This window comes from Pseudomonas sp. GL-RE-26 (assembly GCF_019956275.1).
GTDB lineage: Bacteria > Pseudomonadota > Gammaproteobacteria > Pseudomonadales > Pseudomonadaceae > Aquipseudomonas > Aquipseudomonas grandcourensis.
Window position 1 is genome coordinate 26,143 of sequence record NZ_JAHBDI010000002.1, and the last position, 18,736, is coordinate 44,878.

Genomic DNA, 18,736 nt, shown 5'->3' on the forward strand with positions numbered 1-18,736 from the left:
CTCAAACGAGAGCGTAAAGACATGAGCGATACCCTGCAGCTGATCCTTGAAGACACCGACGGCACGCAACTGGAGACTTCCTGCACCCGCGTCGCGGTCCTGTGGCAAGGTAAAGAGCTGTGGATCCAGCAGGACGGCCGTGGCCAGTTGCTGATCGGCGTGGACGTCGAGGAAGGTGACGCCGAGTACGCCAACCTGCTGTTGCGCCCATTGGCGACTAATCTGGTAAGTCTGCAACTGGAGATGGAACCGGCTGAACTCGGCGACGACGAGGATCACGTTCACGGCCCGGATTGCAACCACGACCACTAAGGAAACCGCTCTATGCTCGCCCTCGGCAAACTGCTTGAACTGACCCTCGCCGGCCGCGAACCGGCGGAGAAGACTCAACTGACTGTCGAAGGCGTGCGCATGCGCTGGTTGAGCGAAGGTGCGCTGGAAGTCCGGCCACCTGAAGCCCGTGACAACGGCCTGGACCTGCTGCTGTCGGCGGGGATCCACGGTAACGAAACAGCGCCGATCGAGCTGCTCGATCGTCTGTTGCACGACATTGCCCGCGGCGACTTGAAGCCGCGCGCACGTATTCTGTTCCTGTTCGGTAATCCCGAAGCGATTCGCAAGGGCGAGCGTTTTGTCGAGCAGGACGTCAATCGGCTGTTCAATGGCCGTCACGAACAAAGCAGCGGTTGCGAAGCCCTGCGCGCCTGTGAGCTGGAGCGTTTGGCTGCCAGCTTCTTCAGCCTGCCGGATCGCCAGCGCCTGCACTACGACCTGCACACGGCGATTCGTGGCTCGAAAATCGAGCAGTTCGCCCTGTATCCGTGGAAGGAAGACCGCCAGCATTCGCGTCAGGAACTGGCGCGCCTGCGGGCTGCCGGCATGGAAGCGGTGCTGTTGCAGAACAAGCCGTCTATCGTGTTCAGCGCCTATACCTACGACAAGCTGGGTGCCGAGGCCTTTACCCTGGAGTTGGGCAAGGCGCGGCCGTTCGGTCAGAACGACGGGGTCAACGTCTCGCTGCTGGAGAAGCGCCTCAAGCAGATCATCGAGGGCACCGAACCAGAACTGACTGAGGGCGCGCTGGACGGTTTGCAGCTGTACAGCGTGGCGCGAGAAATCATCAAGCACAGCGACAGCTTCCGCCTGAACCTGCCGGCGGACATCGAGAACTTTTCGGAGCTTGAAGTGGGTTATCTGTTGGCGGAAGACATCGCCAACACCCGCTGGATCATCGAGGAAGAGGGCGCACGGATCATCTTCCCGAACCCCAGGGTGAAGAATGGTTTGCGTGCCGGCATCCTGGTCGTGCCGACCACGGACGAAAACCTGGCATAAGCCCAACACAAAACCAATGTAGGAGCGAGCCTGCTCGCGAAAGCGATGTATCAGTCAACATATTCGTCGACTGACAGTCCGCCTTCGCGAGCAGGCTCGCTCCTACAGGTTTTTGCGGTGATTACACGGCTACCGCACGCGGCTCACTGCGACGCAGCGAGCGGATCTTCAGCAGCGTATCCGCACAAGTCTTCGCCGCTTCCTGGCCTTTATGCAGGAAATGCTCGAAGAAGAACTTCTGGTGCTCTTCGCCGGCATGGAAGTGGTGCGGGGTCAGGGACACCGAGAACACCGGAACTTCGGTTTCCAGTTGCACCTGCATCAGGCCGCTGACTACCGACTGGGCGACGAACTCGTGACGGTAGATGCCGCCGTCCACCACCAGAGCTGCCGCGACGATGCCGGAATAACGACCGGTCTTGGCCAGCAACTTGGCGTGCAGGGGCATTTCAAAGGCACCGCCGACTTCGAAGAAATCGATGTCGGATTCCTGATAACCCTGGGCAATCATTTCGGCGACGAAGCCTTTACGGCTCTGGTCGACAATGTCCTTGTGCCAGCAGGCCTGGATGAACGCAACGCGCTCGCCGTGATGGTGTTTGCTTTTGCTGTCGATTGCGGTGGGTTGCATGTTCTGACTCCTGTTTGTGTGAAAAACAGGGCGTTATGAATCGAAGGGGATCTGAGGGTACGCACGCTTGCACGAATGCCGGCGGACGGCCCTTTGTTGTCAATCCCGTTCTCTCTTCATCCGGACTATGACCGTCGGCCCCGGGATCACACCGGGTCTGCTGACCTTGCTGCCGGCACCGCCGAAGCCATGCTGTCACCAAGCGCTCGCGGGCTATGCGCATTGCGCGCAATTACCGCCGGTGGGGAGTTGCACCCCGCCCTGAGAACGTTTTTGCCGCCCAAATGTTTGGCGGCGCAGCGTTTTTATCACATATTTCCGGTGTGCGCATGGCCCCTTCTGGATGATTGCTATCGAGTATTTCGCTTTATTAGTGAGCATTATCCGAGCCCAAGGGTTGATTAATCGTCGCCATGCCCGCAGTAATTCCTACCTGAAAGGGATTTCCCCTGCTTACCGAGGCCAGATTCATGAGCGTTATCGATCTTCGCAGCGACACCGTCACCCAACCTTGCGCCGGCATGCTCGATGCAATGACCAAGGCCGCCACCGGCGATGACGTGTATGGCGAAGATCCGACGGTCAATCACCTGGAAGCCGAACTGGCCAGGCGCCTGGGTTTTGCCGCGGCGCTCTTCGTGCCGACCGGCACCATGAGTAACCTGTTGGGGTTGATGGCCCATTGCGAGCGCGGTGACGAGTACATCGTCGGCCAGCAGGCCCACACTTATAAGTACGAAGGTGGTGGCGCGGCGGTGCTTGGCTCGATCCAGCCACAGCCGCTGGAAGTGCAGGCTGACGGTTCGCTGGACCTGGCGCAGGTTGCGGCGGCGATCAAGCCGGACGACTTCCATTTCGCCCGCACCCGTTTGCTGGCGCTGGAAAACACCATGCAAGGCAAGGTTCTGCCGCTGGAGTACCTGGCCCGGGCGCGCAGTTTTACCCGCGAGCATGGCTTGCAACTGCACCTGGACGGCGCACGTTTGTACAACGCGGCAGTGAAACTGGGTGTGGATGCCCGGGAAATCACCCAGTATTTCGATTCCGTCTCGGTGTGCCTGTCCAAAGGCCTGGGTGCGCCGGTCGGTTCGGTGCTGTGCGGCTCGGCCGAGCTGATCGGCAAGGCCCGGCGCCTGCGCAAGATGGTCGGTGGCGGCATGCGTCAGGCCGGTATTCTCGCGGCGGCAGGCCTGTATGCGCTGGATAACAACGTACAGCGCCTGGCCGATGACCATGGCAACGCGCAGTTACTGGCCGAAGGCCTGCGCGGGGCGGGGTTCGAGGTCGAACCGGTGCAGACCAACATGGTTTACGTGCAGATGGGCGAACAGGCCGAGGCCATCAAGGCCTTTGCCGCCGAGCGCGGGATCAAGCTCAGTGCCGCCGCTCGTCTGCGCATGGTCACGCACATGGACGTCAGCCGCACGCAAATCGAGCAGGTCGTCGCGACATTCGTCGACTTTTCGCGCAAGTGATAGCGTTAGCACTCCAATTGACCGTTTCTATCGTATAAACACGCTGTACCCCGCGCGTAGGGCCGATATAATGCGGCCCTTTGCCGTCGCTTCGTCTGTTGACGTTTCGAACAGGCCTTTGGCCGCAGCCTCCGTGGAAGAACCTAATGAAAAGCGCAGAAATCCGTGAAGCCTTCCTTCGCTTCTTCGAAGAGCAAGGCCACACCCGTGTAGCCTCCAGCTCTTTGATTCCGGGCAACGACCCAACCCTGCTGTTCACTAACGCGGGGATGAACCAGTTCAAGGACTGCTTCCTGGGCCAGGAAAAGCGCGCGTACACCCGCGCCGTCAGCAGCCAGAAATGCGTGCGCGCCGGCGGCAAGCACAACGACCTGGAAAACGTCGGTTATACCGCTCGTCACCACACCTTCTTCGAAATGCTGGGTAACTTCAGCTTCGGTGATTATTTCAAGCGTGATGCCATCAGCTACGCCTGGAACTTCCTGACTTCCGACAAGTGGTTGAACCTGCCGAAGGAAAAGCTCTGGGTCACCGTCTACGCCAGCGATGACGAGGCGTATGACATCTGGACCAAGGAGATCGGGGTTCCGGCCGAACGCATGGTGCGTATCGGCGACAACAAGGGCGCGCCGTACGCCTCCGACAACTTCTGGACCATGGGCGATACCGGCCCGTGCGGTCCTTGCACCGAGATTTTCTACGATCACGGCGCCGACATCTGGGGCGGCCCACCGGGCTCGCCGGAAGAAGACGGCGACCGTTACATCGAAATCTGGAACAACGTATTCATGCAGTTCAACCGCACCGCCGATGGCGTGTTGCACCCGCTGCCAGCGCCGTCGGTCGACACCGGCATGGGCCTGGAGCGGATCAGTGCCGTGCTGCAGCACGTTCACTCGAACTATGAAATCGACCTGTTCCAGAGCCTGCTAAGCGCTTCGGCCAAGGCCATCGGCTGCACCAACGACGCCCAGGCGTCGCTGAAAGTCGTGGCTGACCACATCCGCTCCTGCGGCTTCCTGATCGCCGACGGCGTGCTGCCGTCCAACGAAGGCCGTGGCTACGTGCTGCGCCGGATCATCCGTCGCGCTTGCCGCCACGGTAACAAGCTGGGCGCCAAGGGCAGCTTCTTCTACCAGATCGTTGCGGCCCTGGTCGCCGAGATGGGCGAAGCTTTCCCTGAGCTGACATCCCAGCAGGCGCACATCGAGCGCGTGCTGAAGGCTGAAGAAGAGCAGTTCGCCAAGACCCTGGAGCAGGGCCTGAAGATCCTCGAGCAGGATCTGGCTGACCTCAAGGGCGACGTGGTGCCGGGCGACGTGGTGTTCAAACTCTACGACACCTACGGTTTCCCGATGGATCTGACCGGCGACATCGCTCGCGAGCGCAGCCTGACCATCGACGAAGCAGGTTTCGAGCGTGAGATGGAAGCCCAGCGCGTCCGTGCCCGTTCCGCCAGCTCCTTCGGCATGGACTACAACAGCCTGGTCAAGGTTGACGTGGCCACCGAGTTCACCGGTTACATCGCTCACAGCGGTTCCGCCAAAATCGTTGCGCTGTATAAAGATGGCCAGTCAGTCGACGTATTGAGCGAAGGCGATGAGGGCGTAATCGTTCTCGACAAGACGCCGTTCTACGCCGAGTCCGGTGGCCAGATCGGTGATTGCGGTTACCTGCAGGCGGGCAGCGCGCGTTTCGACGTGCGTGACACCACCAAGACCGGCGGTGCATTCCTGCACCACGGTATCCTGGATTCGGGTAGCCTGATCGTCGGTACGCCGGTCGAAACCCACGTTGATGCCGAGGTGCGTCACGCCACGTCGTTGAACCACTCCGCGACTCACTTGCTGCACGCCGCATTGCGTCAGGTGCTGGGCGATCACGTTCAGCAGAAAGGCTCGCTGGTCGACAGTCAGCGCTTGCGCTTCGACTTCAGCCACTTCGAAGCCATCAAGCCTGAACAACTGAAAGCGCTGGAAGACATCGTCAACGCCGAGATCCGCAAGAACTCCGAAGTTGAAACCGAAGAAACCGATATCGAAACCGCCAAGCAGAAAGGCGCCATGGCGCTGTTCGGCGAGAAATACGGCGACAACGTGCGCGTGCTGAGCATGGGCGATTTCTCTGTCGAGCTGTGCGGCGGTATCCACGCCAACCGTACCGGCGACATTGGCCTGCTGAAAATCATCAGCGAAGGCGGTGTGGCATCGGGCGTACGTCGTATCGAGGCAGTTACCGGTGCGCAAGCGCTGGCCTACTTGAACGCGGCGGAAGAACAACTCAAGGAAGCGGCCAGCCTGGTCAAGGGCAGCCGCGACAACCTGATCGACAAGCTGTCGGCTGTGCTGGAGCGCAACCGTCTGCTGGAGAAGCAACTCGAGCAGTTGCAAGCCAAGGCTGCCAGTGCTGCAGGCGACGATCTGTCGGCCCAGGCGCTGGACGTCAAGGACGTGAAAGTGCTGGCCGTGCGTCTGGACGGTCAGGATGGCAAGGCGCTGCTGGCGCTGGTCGATCAACTGAAAAACAAACTCGGCCGCGCAGTGATCCTGCTCGGCAGTGTCCATGAGGAAAAGGTCGTTCTGGTTGCAGGCGTAACCAAAGACCTGACTGGCCAACTCAAAGCCGGTGATTTGATGAAGCAAGCCGCTGCGGCAGTGGGCGGGAAGGGTGGTGGTCGTCCAGACATGGCGCAAGGCGGCGGTACCGACGCTGGCGCACTGGATGCGGCACTGGCCCTGACCGTTCCGTTTGTAGAGCAGGGTCTTTAAGGCAGTGCTTGCGGCCCGCAGTCTAGTGGTGGGCCGCAACGCTGTTTGAGTGATTATTTGGGCGCCCTTCATGGGCAGAGGCGGCTTTGAAATGGCTTTGATCGTACAGAAATTTGGAGGCACCTCGGTCGGCACTGTCGAGAGAATCGAGCAGGTCGCCGACAAGGTTAAGAAATTCCGCGATGCCGGCGATGACCTGGTGGTTGTGCTGTCTGCAATGAGCGGCGAAACCAACCGTCTGATCGATCTGGCCAAGCAAATCAGTGGCGACGGCCAACCGGTTCCGCGCGAGCTGGACGTGATCGTTTCCACCGGTGAGCAGGTGACGATTGCCCTGTTGGCCATGGCGCTGATCAAGCGCGGCGTGCCGGCGGTGTCGTACACCGGCAACCAGGTGCGGATTCTGACGGATAGCGCGCACAATAAAGCGCGTATCTTGCAGATTGATGACCAGAAGATTCGCGGTGACCTGAAGGCAGGTCGTGTGGTGGTTGTCGCCGGTTTCCAGGGCGTCGACGAGCACGGCAACATCACCACCCTCGGTCGTGGCGGTTCCGACACCACCGGCGTGGCACTGGCGGCAGCCCTGAAGGCTGACGAATGCCAGATCTACACCGACGTCGACGGCGTCTACACCACCGACCCGCGTGTGGTGTCCGTGGCTCAGCGCCTGGACAAGATCACCTTCGAAGAGATGCTGGAAATGGCCAGCCTCGGTTCCAAGGTGTTGCAGATCCGCGCGGTCGAGTTCGCCGGCAAGTACAACGTTCCGCTGCGCGTACTGCACAGCTTCAAGGAGGGTCCGGGCACCCTCATTACTATTGATGAAGAGGAAACCATGGAACAGCCGATCATTTCCGGTATCGCTTTCAACCGCGATGAAGCCAAGCTGACCATCCGTGGCGTGCCAGACATCCCGGGCGTTGCCTTCAAGATTCTCGGCCCGATCAGTGCCGCGAACATCGAAGTCGACATGATCGTGCAGAACGTTGCGCACGATAACACTACCGACTTCACCTTCACCGTGCACCGCAACGACTACCAGGCGGCGCAGGCCGTGCTGGAAAAAACCGCTGGCGAGCTGGGTGCCCGTGAAGTCGTGGGCGACACCAAGATCGCCAAGGTGTCGATCGTCGGCGTTGGCATGCGCTCTCACGCAGGCGTGGCCAGCCGCATGTTCGAATCCCTGGCCAAGGAAAGCATCAACATCCAGATGATCTCGACTTCGGAAATCAAAGTCTCCGTAGTGATCGAAGAGAAGTACCTGGAACTGGCTGTGCGCGCTCTGCACACGGCTTTCGAACTGGACGCACCGGCCCGCCAGGGCGAGTGATGCGTTTGCCAAAAGGCGCGGTCTGACCGCGCCTTTTGTTTTTTTGAATGGCGTGACCCTCGAGCCTGTTCTTTTGCTCGCGCTAGTCAATACTCAGGCATGTAGGGCTGCGACCGCTCCGGTTGTGGGTCGAGTGCCTTTTTTTTGCAGACTGTTGTCCCTGAAATGTAATGCGTGAGGAGAAAGGTATGCTGATTCTGACTCGTCGGTGCGCAGAAAGCCTGATTATCGGTGATGGCGAAATCACCGTGACCGTGCTCGGCGTCAAAGGAAATCAAGTGCGCATCGGTGTTAATGCCCCCAAAGAGGTGGCTGTTCACCGGGAAGAAATTTACCTGCGTATCAAGAAAGAGAAGGACGAAGAACCAAGCCATTAATTTTTATCGTTTTTTATGTTTGCAAACGGGGAAGAAGCTGGTTAATATACGCCCCGTGTTGCGGAGAGCTGGCCGAGTGGCCGAAGGCGCTCCCCTGCTAAGGGAGTACACCTCAAAAGGGTGTCGGGGGTTCGAATCCCCCGTTCTCCGCCATTATTTGCGTAGTACGTTGTAATCTGGCTTCTTCGGTAAGTTGTTGAAATTACTAGAAAAAGTGTTTGACATAGAGATTAGACGGCCTATAATGCGCGGCAACAAATGCACTCGTAGCTCAGCTGGATAGAGTACTCGGCTACGAACCGAGCGGTCACAGGTTCGAATCCTGTCGAGTGCACCATTTAAGAGTTAGTTGCAGCAATGCAGGTAACTTGGCTTCAACCAGTTGTGATCTGGTCTAAAAACACAAATTGCACTCGTAGCTCAGCTGGATAGAGTACTCGGCTACGAACCGAGCGGTCACAGGTTCGAATCCTGTCGAGTGCACCATACAACAGAAAGCCCGCATTTAATGCGGGCTTTTTGCCGTCTTGGATTTGGCTTTTCCTTTCGTGCATCCCCTCTCGTCGAACTCCACCTGTGCGCTGCGACCTCTCTGGGTATCGTAGCGGTAGCTCGTGGCTGAATTGCGAATACTGATCCTGTCCGGCTTGCCGAGGGCGCTTTCGACGTCTTGCTGGCTCATGCCGGCGACCACTCGCTGATTGATGATTGCCTCCCGGCGCTCTCTGGCACTGATCAGGTTTCCACACTTGTCCTGCGCCTGACCGACCACGGTCGGCTCTTTCCTCTGGATTTTAATTCCTGATGTTTCACGGGGTTCGGCCGGCGGCAAAAGCGCCCTCGTGCTGCCAGGGGTGAAGGCACGGACGTCCTGGAGTGAAACGCTCTCTTCCGCGGCACAGCCCAGTGTGGTGAAGGTAATGCGCCCATTGGCCGCCTCGCAGCGCTGAACGGTGGTGGCGAGCGCGAAGGGCAGGGGGTTGAGCAGGGTGAAAAGCAAAAAGAATTGTGCAACTGATGGCATCAGGCGTCCTCCGTGACGTTCCTTTTCAAGGGTAACGGCTACAATTTTCGAATAGGAGGTGTGTTTTCTTTTCTGGATGCTTCGTCGCATTTTCCTGGATCAGGACGATGCTCAGGTTTGTTATGCAAGCGCTTGTTTCAGCCGAGATTTTTTAACGTTTAAAACCGTCAGGCGGTGTATCATTGCGCCCGTCAGCCCCGCCGGGGCTTGTGGAATACCTCCATGGACTTACCCAGTAGTTACTCAGTACCCCGTTTCACCAATCATGAATTGACTGATTGATCCTTCCGGCGTGCCCCGCTGCTGGGAGTGGAGTTCGCCTATGTCCGATGTTGAAGTAAAGAAAACGCAGGAAAGCTTGCAGGATCGCCTGGCTCAGGTGGTTGAGTTGCTGCAGCGCCAGCGAGTTGTAGAAGACCTGACTCACCGCCAGGAAGGCCCGCATCATGACCGGGTCGAGAACCTGGTTCACCGGCAGAACCTCGTCGAGTTGCAACGCAAGCTCGATGACCTGCACTCCGCCGACGTCGCCTACATCCTTGAAGCCTTGCCGCTGGACGATCGTCTGACGCTCTGGCAACTGGTCAAGGCCGATCGCGACGGCGACATCCTCCTTGAAGTATCCGATTCGGTCCGTGAAACGCTGATCGCCGACATGGACGATCACGAGCTCCTGGCAGCCGCCAAGGACATGGATGCCGACGAACTCGCTGACCTGGCCTCCGAGCTGCCGCGAGACGTCGTCCATGAGCTCATGGAGACCCTCGACCAGCAACAACGCGAGCGCGTGCGTTCGGCACTGTCCTACGACGAGGAACAGGTCGGTGCGTTGATGGACTTCGAGATGGTGACCATCCGCGAGGATGTCAGCCTTGAAGTGGTCTTGCGTTACCTGCGCCGTCTCAAAGAGTTGCCGGGCCATACCGACAAGCTGTTCGTGGTCGATTACGACGGCGTCCTCAAGGGCGTATTGCCGATCAAGCGTTTGCTGGTCAACGATCCGGACAAACAGGTTGCCGAGGTGATGGCCAGCGATCCGGTGAGTTTCCACCCGGACGAAGACGCCTACGACGCCGCCCAGGCGTTCGAACGTTACGACTTGATCTCGGCGCCCGTGGTCGACAAGAACGGCAAACTGATCGGCCGTCTGACCATCGATGAAATGGTCGACCTGATCCGTGAAGAGAGCGAAAGCGAAGTTCTCAACATGGCGGGTCTGCGTGAAGAGGAAGACATTTTTGCGTCGGTCTGGAAATCCCTGCGTAACCGCTGGGCCTGGCTGGCGATCAACCTGATTACCGCGTTCGTGGCTTCTCGGGTGATCGGTTTGTTTGAAGGTTCGATCGAGAAACTCGTGGCGCTTGCGGCATTGATGCCGATCGTGGCGGGGATCGGCGGTAACTCGGGTAACCAGACCATCACCATGATTGTTCGGGCCATGGCACTGGACCAGGTGAGTACCGGCAATACCTCGCGCCTGATGCGCAAGGAATTGGCGGTAGCGCTGATCAACGGCGTGATCTGGGGCGGGGTGATCGGTGTGGTTGCCTACCTGCTCTATGGCAGTTGGTCATTGGGCGTGGTGATGACCGCCGCGATGATACTCAACTTGTTACTGGCGGCGTTGATGGGGGTTTTGATCCCGATGACCCTGGCGAAGATGGGGCGCGATCCGGCAATGGGTGCCAGCGTGATGATCACGGCCATGACCGACAGCGGCGGCTTCTTCATCTTCCTGGGGCTGGCGACAATCTTCCTGCTCTGAAGTCCGCTTCACTAAAACCCGCCGTTTGGCGGGTTTTTTTTGTGCCAGGATCTCAGGCAAAAAAAAGCCAGCGATCAGGCTGGCTTGGGCTTTCTGGCTGAATCAGGACGCGTCGGCGGCCATTTCAGCGTCATGGGCGATCAGAGATACCAGGGCGTTCTGCTGTCGATGGGAGAGCTGGCGGAAGCGCTGCAGCAGCTCCCGTTCGTGCAAGGAAAGCTCGGGGCTGTCCAGGCGCATGCTCAACTCTTCTCCCAGTGCGCCTTCCTGAATAAGACTCTGCTCAAGGCGCGCAATGATTTCGGAGTTCATGCTGCGATGATGATTGCGAGCCACCTCGGCAATGCGTTCACGCATTCCGTCTGGCAGACGTACGACGAACTTGTCAGCCGTACGGCTGGAATAAATTGCCTGTTTCAATGGGCGCATATATTTAACCGGTTAGTTCAGGGGAGCGGTTTTCGGGATTGGCCGCAGGATGTCTGGTAGGACAAGCGCTCTGACCAAATGTTCAACCTGAATTGATAGAGGCGCGCATCATGCCTCAAAGCAGCCAGATCCTTGGCGTCAATTCTGTGACAAATATTGAACTGGATAAAGGCGTTCTGCCAGCACCAATTATCAGAAATGCGGACTGGTTTGAAAAGTTCGGCCAGGCCCCATCACTTCCTGCTTTCTCCACCCGACGAAAGGTTTCCGACGAGCAGGAAAAAGTGAACTCGATCCCTGTTCCTTGTCTTTTACAGAATAGTGGCAAATGGCCGATTTACTAGGGGGAGTCGTATGGATGGGGGGAATTCAGGATGGATGGCAGGCCCTTGCAACGGGTCTGCCATGTCGGGATCAGCGCAGTACCGGATCAAACTTGATCTTGCGCCCGGCGATCAATGCGAGCACGAACAGCGCGCTGAATACGCCACAGGCGATCAGGGGGAGGGTGACGACCATGCCCTGGGTCAATGACAGATGAAAAATGCCGCTCGACAAGGCGAGGATGAAGAAACTCGCGGCTGATCTGGACATGCTGTACTCCTGGTGAGGGTCATTCAAAATACCAAACGTTCGGCAGACGGAGCTGGTACCAGGGTGTTTTTCTGGCTGTTCTCCTGACTGACAAAGCCGTGCTGGTCGCTCGTCACTGCCAGCTGTGGTGCCTTCTGCAACTGAAGGTAATGCGGCATGTGTTGGGCAGCCTGCGTAGCGCTGCTCTCGGGGACAAAATGAACTCCCGCTAAAACCGCCAGTGCGATGGCATAGGAGAGTGAAAGGGCGCTCTTCATGGGGCGGGCCTCGGTTGTTCTGTGAGAACAGCAGAAGCAGCTCGCATGCCAGAGTTTATCGGCAATTAAATTCTTTAAAAACAATGAATTAAGTTATTTTTGGTAAAGCGCCATATTGCATTTTGCAATGATGGCTTTTTGCAGTGATGCAATTTGCACGGTAAACAAGTCCGCGCCCGGCCGAGGCGTCTGCCTACACTTAAAAAGCCTACGGACGACATGACAAAAGCCAGCCCGGCCGTTAACATGCACGCCGTCCATCGCACCGCGCATCGGCGCGGTCAACGTGTGTCTCAGTAGCTCAATTGGATAGAGCATCCCCCTCCTAAGGGGAAGGTTGGCAGTTCGAACCTGCCCTGGGACACCATATTTCGCAGTTCTCCCCGCCTGTTTCAACGCTTCCTTTTTCACGATTTGTAGATAACGTTCGAAAAGCCCAGGTCCCCGGGATCTATTGACGCCATCAACCCTGCCTTCGCGACTTTCCGTCTCCTCCCCCACGTAGTCTGAATCTCCCATCCCGTCTGGGAGTATCCGCCGATGTGCCGTCTGCGGTGCTTGTTCATAGTTGTGACCAATAGATCAGAAAATGGTCCAAGGTCGACCTCCGATGACTGGACCCCGCCCAGGAGAAAGTCATGGCTATGCGCAAGAAAATCTCATCGCTAACGAATGACCTGACCAGTAACGCCGGTGACCATCCTTCACCCGTCAACCACGACTGGACTTTTACCTACATTCCGACCGTCACCACCAACCTTAAAGACTACGCCCCCGGCAGCACTGCCATCATCACGGCCAGCGGTTTCGCCGCCGGCAGCACGGTGACGCTCGAAGTCGACCACGCTATCGGTGCCGGCGCGGATGGCGTGTGGGGTACGTCCGACGATGTGCTCGATACCAACACCGGAGCGGGTCACGAGCCCTGGTCCGTGACCGACGGCGGCGTCGGCGATCTCGATGGCCAAGTCAACGGCAGCGTCACCACCTCGTGGTACGTGAATCCCGACGACTCGGCAGGCGCAACGTTTCTGCTCACCGCGGCCGCTGCGGGCGCCGATGGAGTGGTCGGCACCGCTGATGACGCCGTGGCGACAATGTCGTTTACGGACAGCGTTTTGGGCGTCGTGGCAACCGGCGAGGACGTTACGCTGGACGAAACGGCCGGATTGCAGAACGCCACTGCCACTCCAACCCCTGCGGGGGACGCTGACGACAATGACATTCTGGTGGCGTCCCTGCCTTCGATCTTCACTACCCGTTTAGCCGCACTGGGGGCAGGTACCGCCACGGGGGCGGCCTTGAGTGGCTATACCGGTGCCGCGGACAACACCGGCAGCAATGCATTCACCATCACCGCTGACCCCGGAGCAAGCAGTATCGATATCAGCTTCGTCGGCTTCTCTGGCGCACCGCTCAATGGCGAGGACAGCGGACTGGATACCCTCGATGGCACCAGCATCCTTCTCTATACGGATACGAACAACAACATCGTTGTGGGCCGAGCCGGGAGTGCAACCGGCGCGATCGTGTTCGCTGCCTATATTGATGAAACCGGATCGCCGGCCACGGGTGGCAAGATCTGGACCGTGGAGTACCAACCGCTCAAACATCCCGTTATGACGAATGCCGATGATTCGCTCAATCTGCTGGATAAGGTTTTCATCGGGGCTAGCCAGGACCTGGAATTCAGTCTGACCGGTGTGCCCTCCGGTTCGAACCTGTTCCTGATGTTCACGAAGGCGAATCCGAACATTGTCGATGACGCTGGTGTGTTGCGGATCACGGATCCCACCATCATCGCCACCGGCAAGGACCCCGCTGACCAGTCAAGCGGCGCCAATATAAACACTGGCGACACGATCATTACCAGCCAGGCGGCTAACCCGACCACCTTAGGCACCAACAACCAGATGATTACGGAACAGGAAGGCATCCGTTTTTCGTTCGTCACGGGTGCCAGGCAGGATCTAACCATTCCCAACCTCAGTCAAAACGAAGCCGATGTTGAATCCAACATCGACTTTACCGACGTCTTCAATGCGAAGATGGCCAGTTTCGACGTTGTGCAGTTGCAAAGTGGCAAGAGTGCCGTGGTAAGAGTCAGCGCATTCAGCACCGCTGCTGAGCCTGGCGCGGATTTCATCAATGGGTATGCGGGTGATGCGTCGGTGGCCATCACCAATGTTCGAGTCTTCAACAATAGCACCGGGCAGGTGATCGAGAATTCAAACGGCTCGGTGAATGATCCGGCCATCACCATCAGCATTGCTGCAGGGGTCGCAACCATCACCGGCGTTAAAGCCGGCTACCAGATTGAATACACCACTACGTCGGACCACAACCGCGTGCTCGTCGAGAACGGCGCGGCCGTCACTGCCAAGGGCAATGAGCACGCCGATTTTGATATTGGTGGTTTCACGCTGGTCCAGGCCTCAATTACAAAAACCGAAATCGGCTCCAGGATCATCTTCGACGACGATGGACCGAGCATTACCACCACCGGCACGGAGCCGACATTGACGGTGGACGAAACGATACTGACGACCAATGACACCCAGAGCTTCGCCGCCAACTTCAACTCGGCGTTTGGCGCCGATGGTGCCGGCACGCTGACCTATGCACTGGGCGTGGTGGCCGGGGCTTCCGGATTGACGGACACGGCCTCGGGCCAGGCGGTGAACCTGTCGCTCAATGGCACGGTGGTGGAAGGGCATACGGCCCTCAGCAACCTGCTGGTGTTCACGGTCAGCGTGGCCGCCAATGGCAGCGTCACGCTCGACCAGGTCCGCGCCGTGGTGCATGCCAACACCGCCAATCCCGATGATTCGACGAGCCTGACCTCGGACAGCCTGGTGACGCTGACCGCGACCAAGACCGACGGGGACGGCGACAGCGCCCAGGCGACGCTGAATATCGGGCAGAACCTGGTGTTCAAGGACGACGGGCCAAGCATTACCACCACCGGCACGGAGCCAACATTGACGGTGGACGAAACGATACTGACGACCAACGATACCCAGAGCTTCGCCGCCAACTTCAACTCGGCGTTTGGCGCCGATGGTGCCGGCACGCTGACCTATGCACTGGGCGTAGTGGCAGGAGCTTCCGGGCTGACGGACACGGCCTCGGGCCAGGCGGTGAACCTGTCGCTCAATGGCACGGTGGTGGAAGGGCATACGGCCCTCAGCAACCTGCTGGTGTTCACGGTCAGCGTGGCCGCCAATGGCAGCGTCACGCTCGACCAGGTCCGCGCCGTGGTGCATGCCAACACCGCCAATCCCGATGATTCGACGAGCCTGACCTCGGACAGCCTGGTGACGCTGACCGCGACCAATACCGACGGGGACGGCGACAGCGCCCAGGCGACGCTGAATATCGGGCAGAACCTGGTGTTCAAGGACGACGGGCCAAGCATTACCACCACCGGCACGGAGCCAACATTGACGGTGGACGAAACGATACTGACGACCAACGATACCCAGAGCTTCGCCGCCAACTTCAACTCGGCGTTTGGCGCCGATGGTGCCGGCACGCTGACCTATGCACTGGGCGTAGTGGCAGGAGCTTCCGGGCTGACGGACACGGCCTCGGGCCAGGCGGTGAACCTGTCGCTCAATGGCACGGTGGTGGAAGGGCATACAGCCCTCAGCAACCTGCTGGTGTTCACGGTCAGCGTGGCCGCCAATGGCGGCGTCACGCTCGACCAGCTCCGGGCCGTGGTGCATCTCGACCCGACCAATCCGGATGATTCAACGAGTTTGACCTCGGACAACCTGGTGACGCTGACCGCGATCAAGACCGACGGGGACGGCGACAGCGCCCAGGCGACCCTCAACATCGGGCAGAACCTGGTGTTCAGGGACGACGGGCCGGCACTCAGTTTCGGCAACTTGATCGGGACCGGTAGCGTCCTTGCGCAATCCGGGTTCTGGAATATGGCGACGGGAGCCGACGGGCTGGGTGCGGCCGGTCTGGATATCTCGTTGGTCAATGACCACTTCACCCTCGTCACGCCCGACAACACGACCATGACCGGGACCGGCACGCTCCACGAGCTGGCGCAATCACCGGATGCCAATGGCGCGTACCACTTCGCGGGAACGTTGACCGGTGATTTCGACAACAACACCGCAACCTCGGATACCAACGTCGACTACACGCTGACCGCCTATGCCGATGGTCACTATGCACTGGATCTGGTGCAAGGCTTCAGTTCGACGATCGTGCTTAGCAGTGCAAACGGCTCGCTCGCTGCCGGCGGCCCGGATTCGGTGCGCACATTGTTAATCCCTCACACGGATAACCCGGCTATTCCTTCGACCTCCGAGGAGATCGTGTTCTTTTCCGCGAAGGCGCTTGCGTTGCCTGCGGACATCCTGACCGGCATCGGGCTCGGAGCATCCGACCCCACCGAAGCCACGCTACAGACCAACCCCTTGCCGGCGTACATCGACCCCGCATCCATGAACGTCAGCGCGTCCGGCATCGGCGTCGGCAATAACGTTTTCCAGGGCGATAACCTGGCGGCAATCAGCGCCGCCGATGAAAGTTTCGTCATCAATCCAGAGAGCCTGCTGACGGGCATGAAGGTCTTCATCGACAACTCCGTGGCGGGTTACAACACGGCGACCGAGGATCTGTACTACACGATCTACTACGCGGATGGCACGCATTCGAACCAAGTCGAGGTGAACACCCTGACGTCGGAGGCTGGCGGCCAGGTGTCCTTCCTCGTCCAGAAGGAGGGTACGGTACTGATCGACGCTGTTCAGCTGACGATGGGCCGGGGCGATGTCAAGATCCCGGTGATCCAGTTCATTCAGCAGAGCGAGAGTCTGGCCAGCGATGTCCAGCTGGCGTTCAGCGCGACGTTGACGGACAAGGATGGGGATTCGGCGACGAGTACGTTTAACGCCAACCTGTTCGCCAACGACCCGGCCAACGCATCCTTCGACTTCTCGCTGGCTGGCACGATCGGAAAGCAGGATGCGTTCAACGTCGACCTGTCAGTCAATGAGAACAGGTACCAGGTCACCGGCTTCGATACGGGGTCTGGCGTGCAAGACAAGCTGGTGCTCAACGGCGACCCGAACGCCGTTGTCCAGATCGACAACTCGGGCGCAAACGGCGTCGTGACGGTTGCCGAGTCTGGCGGACAAGCAACGACCATCACAGTGGTCGGGGCCCATGTTCAGAATACCGACATCTTTTTTGGCAGCGCCTGAGGCTTTGCGCGTGAACGGATGCGAGGGTGGCCTAGGAAACCACCCTCGCATTCTTTTTGCGGTTCAGATACGAGATCCCCATGATCGCATGCGCTGTGAACTGGCGAGCAGCACAAGGCTTGAAAAGCGCGGCGGGTAGGTACAGGTTGGCGTGGCGGAATTTACCGAGAACGACATCAGTATTGCGGGGCACTCTGTCTGACCCGGTCTACCGACAAGGATGGCGGAACGGTGGCGGTCTACCCTCTGAAAGTGAGGAGCAGACCGTCTTGTATCGACTTGAAATTCAATCCAGCTCCACCCAGACGGACTCGGTCGGGGCTTCGTTGGTGAGCCCGTGTTTCAGCGCATACATCAGCAAGTCGATACGGTTGATCAGATTAAGCTTTTGATAGATGTTGCTGAGGTGGTTGTGCACGGTGTGCTCGCTGATCCCCAGGCGCCCGGCGATGCTTACATATTTGGCGGACGGTTCGCCGACGATGGCGCGAATCAGTTCTCTCTCTCGCAGCGTCAACCGCGCCTGTTTCGCCTGCTCCAGATTGCATTTAATGGGCATTTGCCCGGTCACGGCATAGCCGCAAAGGCCGCCAGCCCAGGCTCTGTCCATTGCAAAGTCGCTATGGTGGACCTTGAGGATGGCCTGGATAATCGATTCCGTCGGGTCTTCCGCCAGCACGATGCCGCGAGCGCCAGCCTCTATCGCCTGGGCAGCGGGGACGACTTCGTACAGACCCTTGAGCAGCAGCACTTTCATTTCGGCGCTACGGGTGAGTCCCGCGATGACATCCAGAGGATTCAGCGCATCCGGAAAGAAACTGAAAAAAATCACATCGGGCCGCAGTTGATCGGCAAGATCCAGCGCCTGGGTATAGGTGGTGGCCTGTGCTGTCACTTCCATCCGGGGCTTTCTGGCATTGATCAAGTCGTGAAGGCCCATGAGCACGAGGGGGCGACAATCGATCAACATCACACGAATTGGCTCTTTTTGGTCGGTCATGATCTTCCTGACCCCCTTGAAAAACCAATGATGACCTCTACCCGCAGATCTTCCTGGGTCAACCATTTGCTCGCCAGGCAGGCGCGATCATTGGTAATCACCGACCCCGGAGCCATTTCCATCAACAGCACCGGCAGGCGGCGCGAACGTTTCCAGAAGGCAGCCAAAGCCCGGGAGAGCAGATAAATACGAATAATTATCAGTGGTTTACGCATGATGATGTGCTCCCTCCCGCCTCTCAACTGATTCTAGGTCAACCCGGAGCGCTACCTGCCCGCCCGTCCGTCAGTCCTCGATCCAGGTTCGGTGCGGACAGGACTGTCCGATGCTCTCGAGAAGGGGGAGTAACCCTCGAAAATCAAGGTATTAGGCCTGCCATAGATGGCCAATGGCCAAGATCGGATCCACATCACGATCGTCAACTAATCGACGAGTGGCGTTCACTTAGGAGCGCTAATGTTGACTTAGTCAATTTATCGGCGAAATCTGCCTGGTCAGCCACCGGCAATTGTGGGTGTTC

16 protein-coding genes, 4 tRNA genes and 1 riboswitch are annotated in these 18,736 nt (G+C 58.7%); of the genes, 13 read left to right on the top strand and 7 right to left on the bottom strand.

Annotated elements, in window-relative coordinates; genetic code table 11:
* The first annotated feature begins 21 nt into the window (after positions 1-21).
* Together KGB07_RS00970 and astE are read left to right on the top strand one after the other, a co-directional pair.
* Positions 22-312: a hypothetical protein gene (locus tag KGB07_RS00970; RefSeq protein WP_046042326.1), complete on the top strand. Its 291-nt coding sequence runs from the start codon at positions 22-24 to the stop codon at positions 310-312.
* Positions 313-324: 12 nt separating this feature from the next.
* The gene (astE, locus tag KGB07_RS00975; RefSeq protein WP_223464199.1) at positions 325-1,335 is read left to right on the top strand and encodes a succinylglutamate desuccinylase; all 1,011 of its coding nucleotides are present in this window, start codon (positions 325-327) and stop codon (positions 1,333-1,335) included.
* 121 nt (positions 1,336-1,456) lie between these two features.
* Here the strand turns inward: astE and KGB07_RS00980 are convergent, their stop codons facing one another.
* The gene (locus KGB07_RS00980; protein ID WP_046042328.1) at positions 1,457-1,966 is read right to left on the bottom strand and encodes a 6,7-dimethyl-8-ribityllumazine synthase; all 510 of its coding nucleotides are present in this window, start codon (positions 1,964-1,966) and stop codon (positions 1,457-1,459) included.
* Between the two features lie 103 nt (positions 1,967-2,069).
* Positions 2,070-2,239, bottom strand: a riboswitch (FMN riboswitch).
* A 197-nt stretch (positions 2,240-2,436) separates the two neighbouring features.
* Here KGB07_RS00980 and ltaE point away from each other — a divergent pair.
* From ltaE to KGB07_RS01015, 7 genes are all read left to right on the top strand, one after another.
* Positions 2,437-3,441: a low-specificity L-threonine aldolase gene (gene ltaE, locus KGB07_RS00985; RefSeq protein WP_046042329.1), complete on the top strand. Its 1,005-nt coding sequence runs from the start codon at positions 2,437-2,439 to the stop codon at positions 3,439-3,441.
* A gap of 146 nt (positions 3,442-3,587) precedes the next feature.
* A complete protein-coding gene (gene alaS / locus KGB07_RS00990; RefSeq protein ID WP_223464200.1) occupies positions 3,588-6,209 on the top strand; it encodes an alanine--tRNA ligase in 2,622 nt (873 codons plus the stop codon).
* Positions 6,210-6,300: 91 nt separating this feature from the next.
* Positions 6,301-7,542: an aspartate kinase gene (locus tag KGB07_RS00995; RefSeq protein WP_007971040.1), complete on the top strand. Its 1,242-nt coding sequence runs from the start codon at positions 6,301-6,303 to the stop codon at positions 7,540-7,542.
* Between the two features lie 188 nt (positions 7,543-7,730).
* On the top strand, positions 7,731-7,919 hold the full coding sequence (gene csrA / locus KGB07_RS01000; protein WP_002554426.1) for a carbon storage regulator CsrA: 189 nt from the start codon (positions 7,731-7,733) through the stop codon (positions 7,917-7,919).
* Between the two features lie 62 nt (positions 7,920-7,981).
* A tRNA-Ser gene (locus tag KGB07_RS01005) sits at positions 7,982-8,072 on the top strand.
* A 107-nt stretch (positions 8,073-8,179) separates the two neighbouring features.
* Positions 8,180-8,256 (top strand) — tRNA-Arg (locus KGB07_RS01010).
* A 72-nt stretch (positions 8,257-8,328) separates the two neighbouring features.
* Positions 8,329-8,405: transfer RNA gene (locus KGB07_RS01015), tRNA-Arg, on the top strand.
* A gap of 19 nt (positions 8,406-8,424) precedes the next feature.
* Here the strand turns inward: KGB07_RS01015 and KGB07_RS01020 are convergent.
* The gene (locus KGB07_RS01020; RefSeq protein ID WP_046042332.1) at positions 8,425-8,943 is read right to left on the bottom strand and encodes a SmpA/OmlA family hypothetical protein; all 519 of its coding nucleotides are present in this window, start codon (positions 8,941-8,943) and stop codon (positions 8,425-8,427) included.
* Positions 8,944-9,265: 322 nt separating this feature from the next.
* Here KGB07_RS01020 and mgtE point away from each other — a divergent pair, with 322 nt between their 5' ends.
* A complete protein-coding gene (gene mgtE, locus KGB07_RS01025) occupies positions 9,266-10,708 on the top strand; it encodes a magnesium transporter (RefSeq protein ID WP_046042333.1) in 1,443 nt (480 codons plus the stop codon).
* Between the two features lie 102 nt (positions 10,709-10,810).
* On the opposite strand, the gene KGB07_RS01030 is transcribed toward mgtE, so the two are convergent.
* Positions 10,811-11,137, bottom strand: coding sequence for an Arc family DNA-binding protein (locus KGB07_RS01030; RefSeq protein WP_003178899.1), 327 nt, complete (start codon positions 11,135-11,137; stop codon positions 10,811-10,813).
* Positions 11,138-11,247: 110 nt separating this feature from the next.
* On the opposite strand from KGB07_RS01030, the gene KGB07_RS01035 reads away from it, so the two are divergent.
* Positions 11,248-11,481, top strand: coding sequence for a hypothetical protein (locus tag KGB07_RS01035; RefSeq protein WP_080925351.1), 234 nt, complete (start codon positions 11,248-11,250; stop codon positions 11,479-11,481).
* A gap of 70 nt (positions 11,482-11,551) precedes the next feature.
* On the opposite strand, the gene KGB07_RS01040 is transcribed toward KGB07_RS01035, so the two are convergent.
* Positions 11,552-11,731 carry a PA3371 family protein gene (locus tag KGB07_RS01040; RefSeq protein ID WP_046042334.1) on the bottom strand — a complete coding sequence of 60 codons (180 nt, stop codon included), beginning with the start codon at positions 11,729-11,731 and terminating at the stop codon, positions 11,552-11,554.
* Between the two features lie 23 nt (positions 11,732-11,754).
* Complete coding sequence (locus KGB07_RS01045) at positions 11,755-11,988, bottom strand: hypothetical protein (RefSeq protein WP_046042335.1); 234 nt, start codon at positions 11,986-11,988, stop codon at positions 11,755-11,757.
* Positions 11,989-12,278: 290 nt separating this feature from the next.
* Between KGB07_RS01045 and KGB07_RS01050 the strand changes: the two genes are divergently transcribed.
* Together KGB07_RS01050 and KGB07_RS01055 are read left to right on the top strand one after the other, a co-directional pair.
* Positions 12,279-12,355 (top strand) — tRNA-Arg (locus tag KGB07_RS01050).
* Between the two features lie 271 nt (positions 12,356-12,626).
* Positions 12,627-17,216 (top strand): DUF5801 repeats-in-toxin domain-containing protein, encoded by a 4,590-nt coding sequence (locus tag KGB07_RS01055; protein ID WP_411741519.1) that lies wholly within the window; start codon positions 12,627-12,629, stop codon positions 17,214-17,216.
* 286 nt (positions 17,217-17,502) lie between these two features.
* On the opposite strand, the gene KGB07_RS01060 is transcribed toward KGB07_RS01055, so the two are convergent.
* On the bottom strand, positions 17,503-18,216 hold the full coding sequence (locus tag KGB07_RS01060) for a response regulator transcription factor (RefSeq protein ID WP_046042358.1): 714 nt from the start codon (positions 18,214-18,216) through the stop codon (positions 17,503-17,505).
* Positions 18,213-18,431 carry a hypothetical protein gene (locus tag KGB07_RS01065; RefSeq protein ID WP_080925354.1) on the bottom strand — a complete coding sequence of 73 codons (219 nt, stop codon included), beginning with the start codon at positions 18,429-18,431 and terminating at the stop codon, positions 18,213-18,215. Before KGB07_RS01065 ends, KGB07_RS01060 begins: the two co-directional genes overlap by 4 nt.
* Positions 18,432-18,736: the final 305 nt, after the last annotated feature.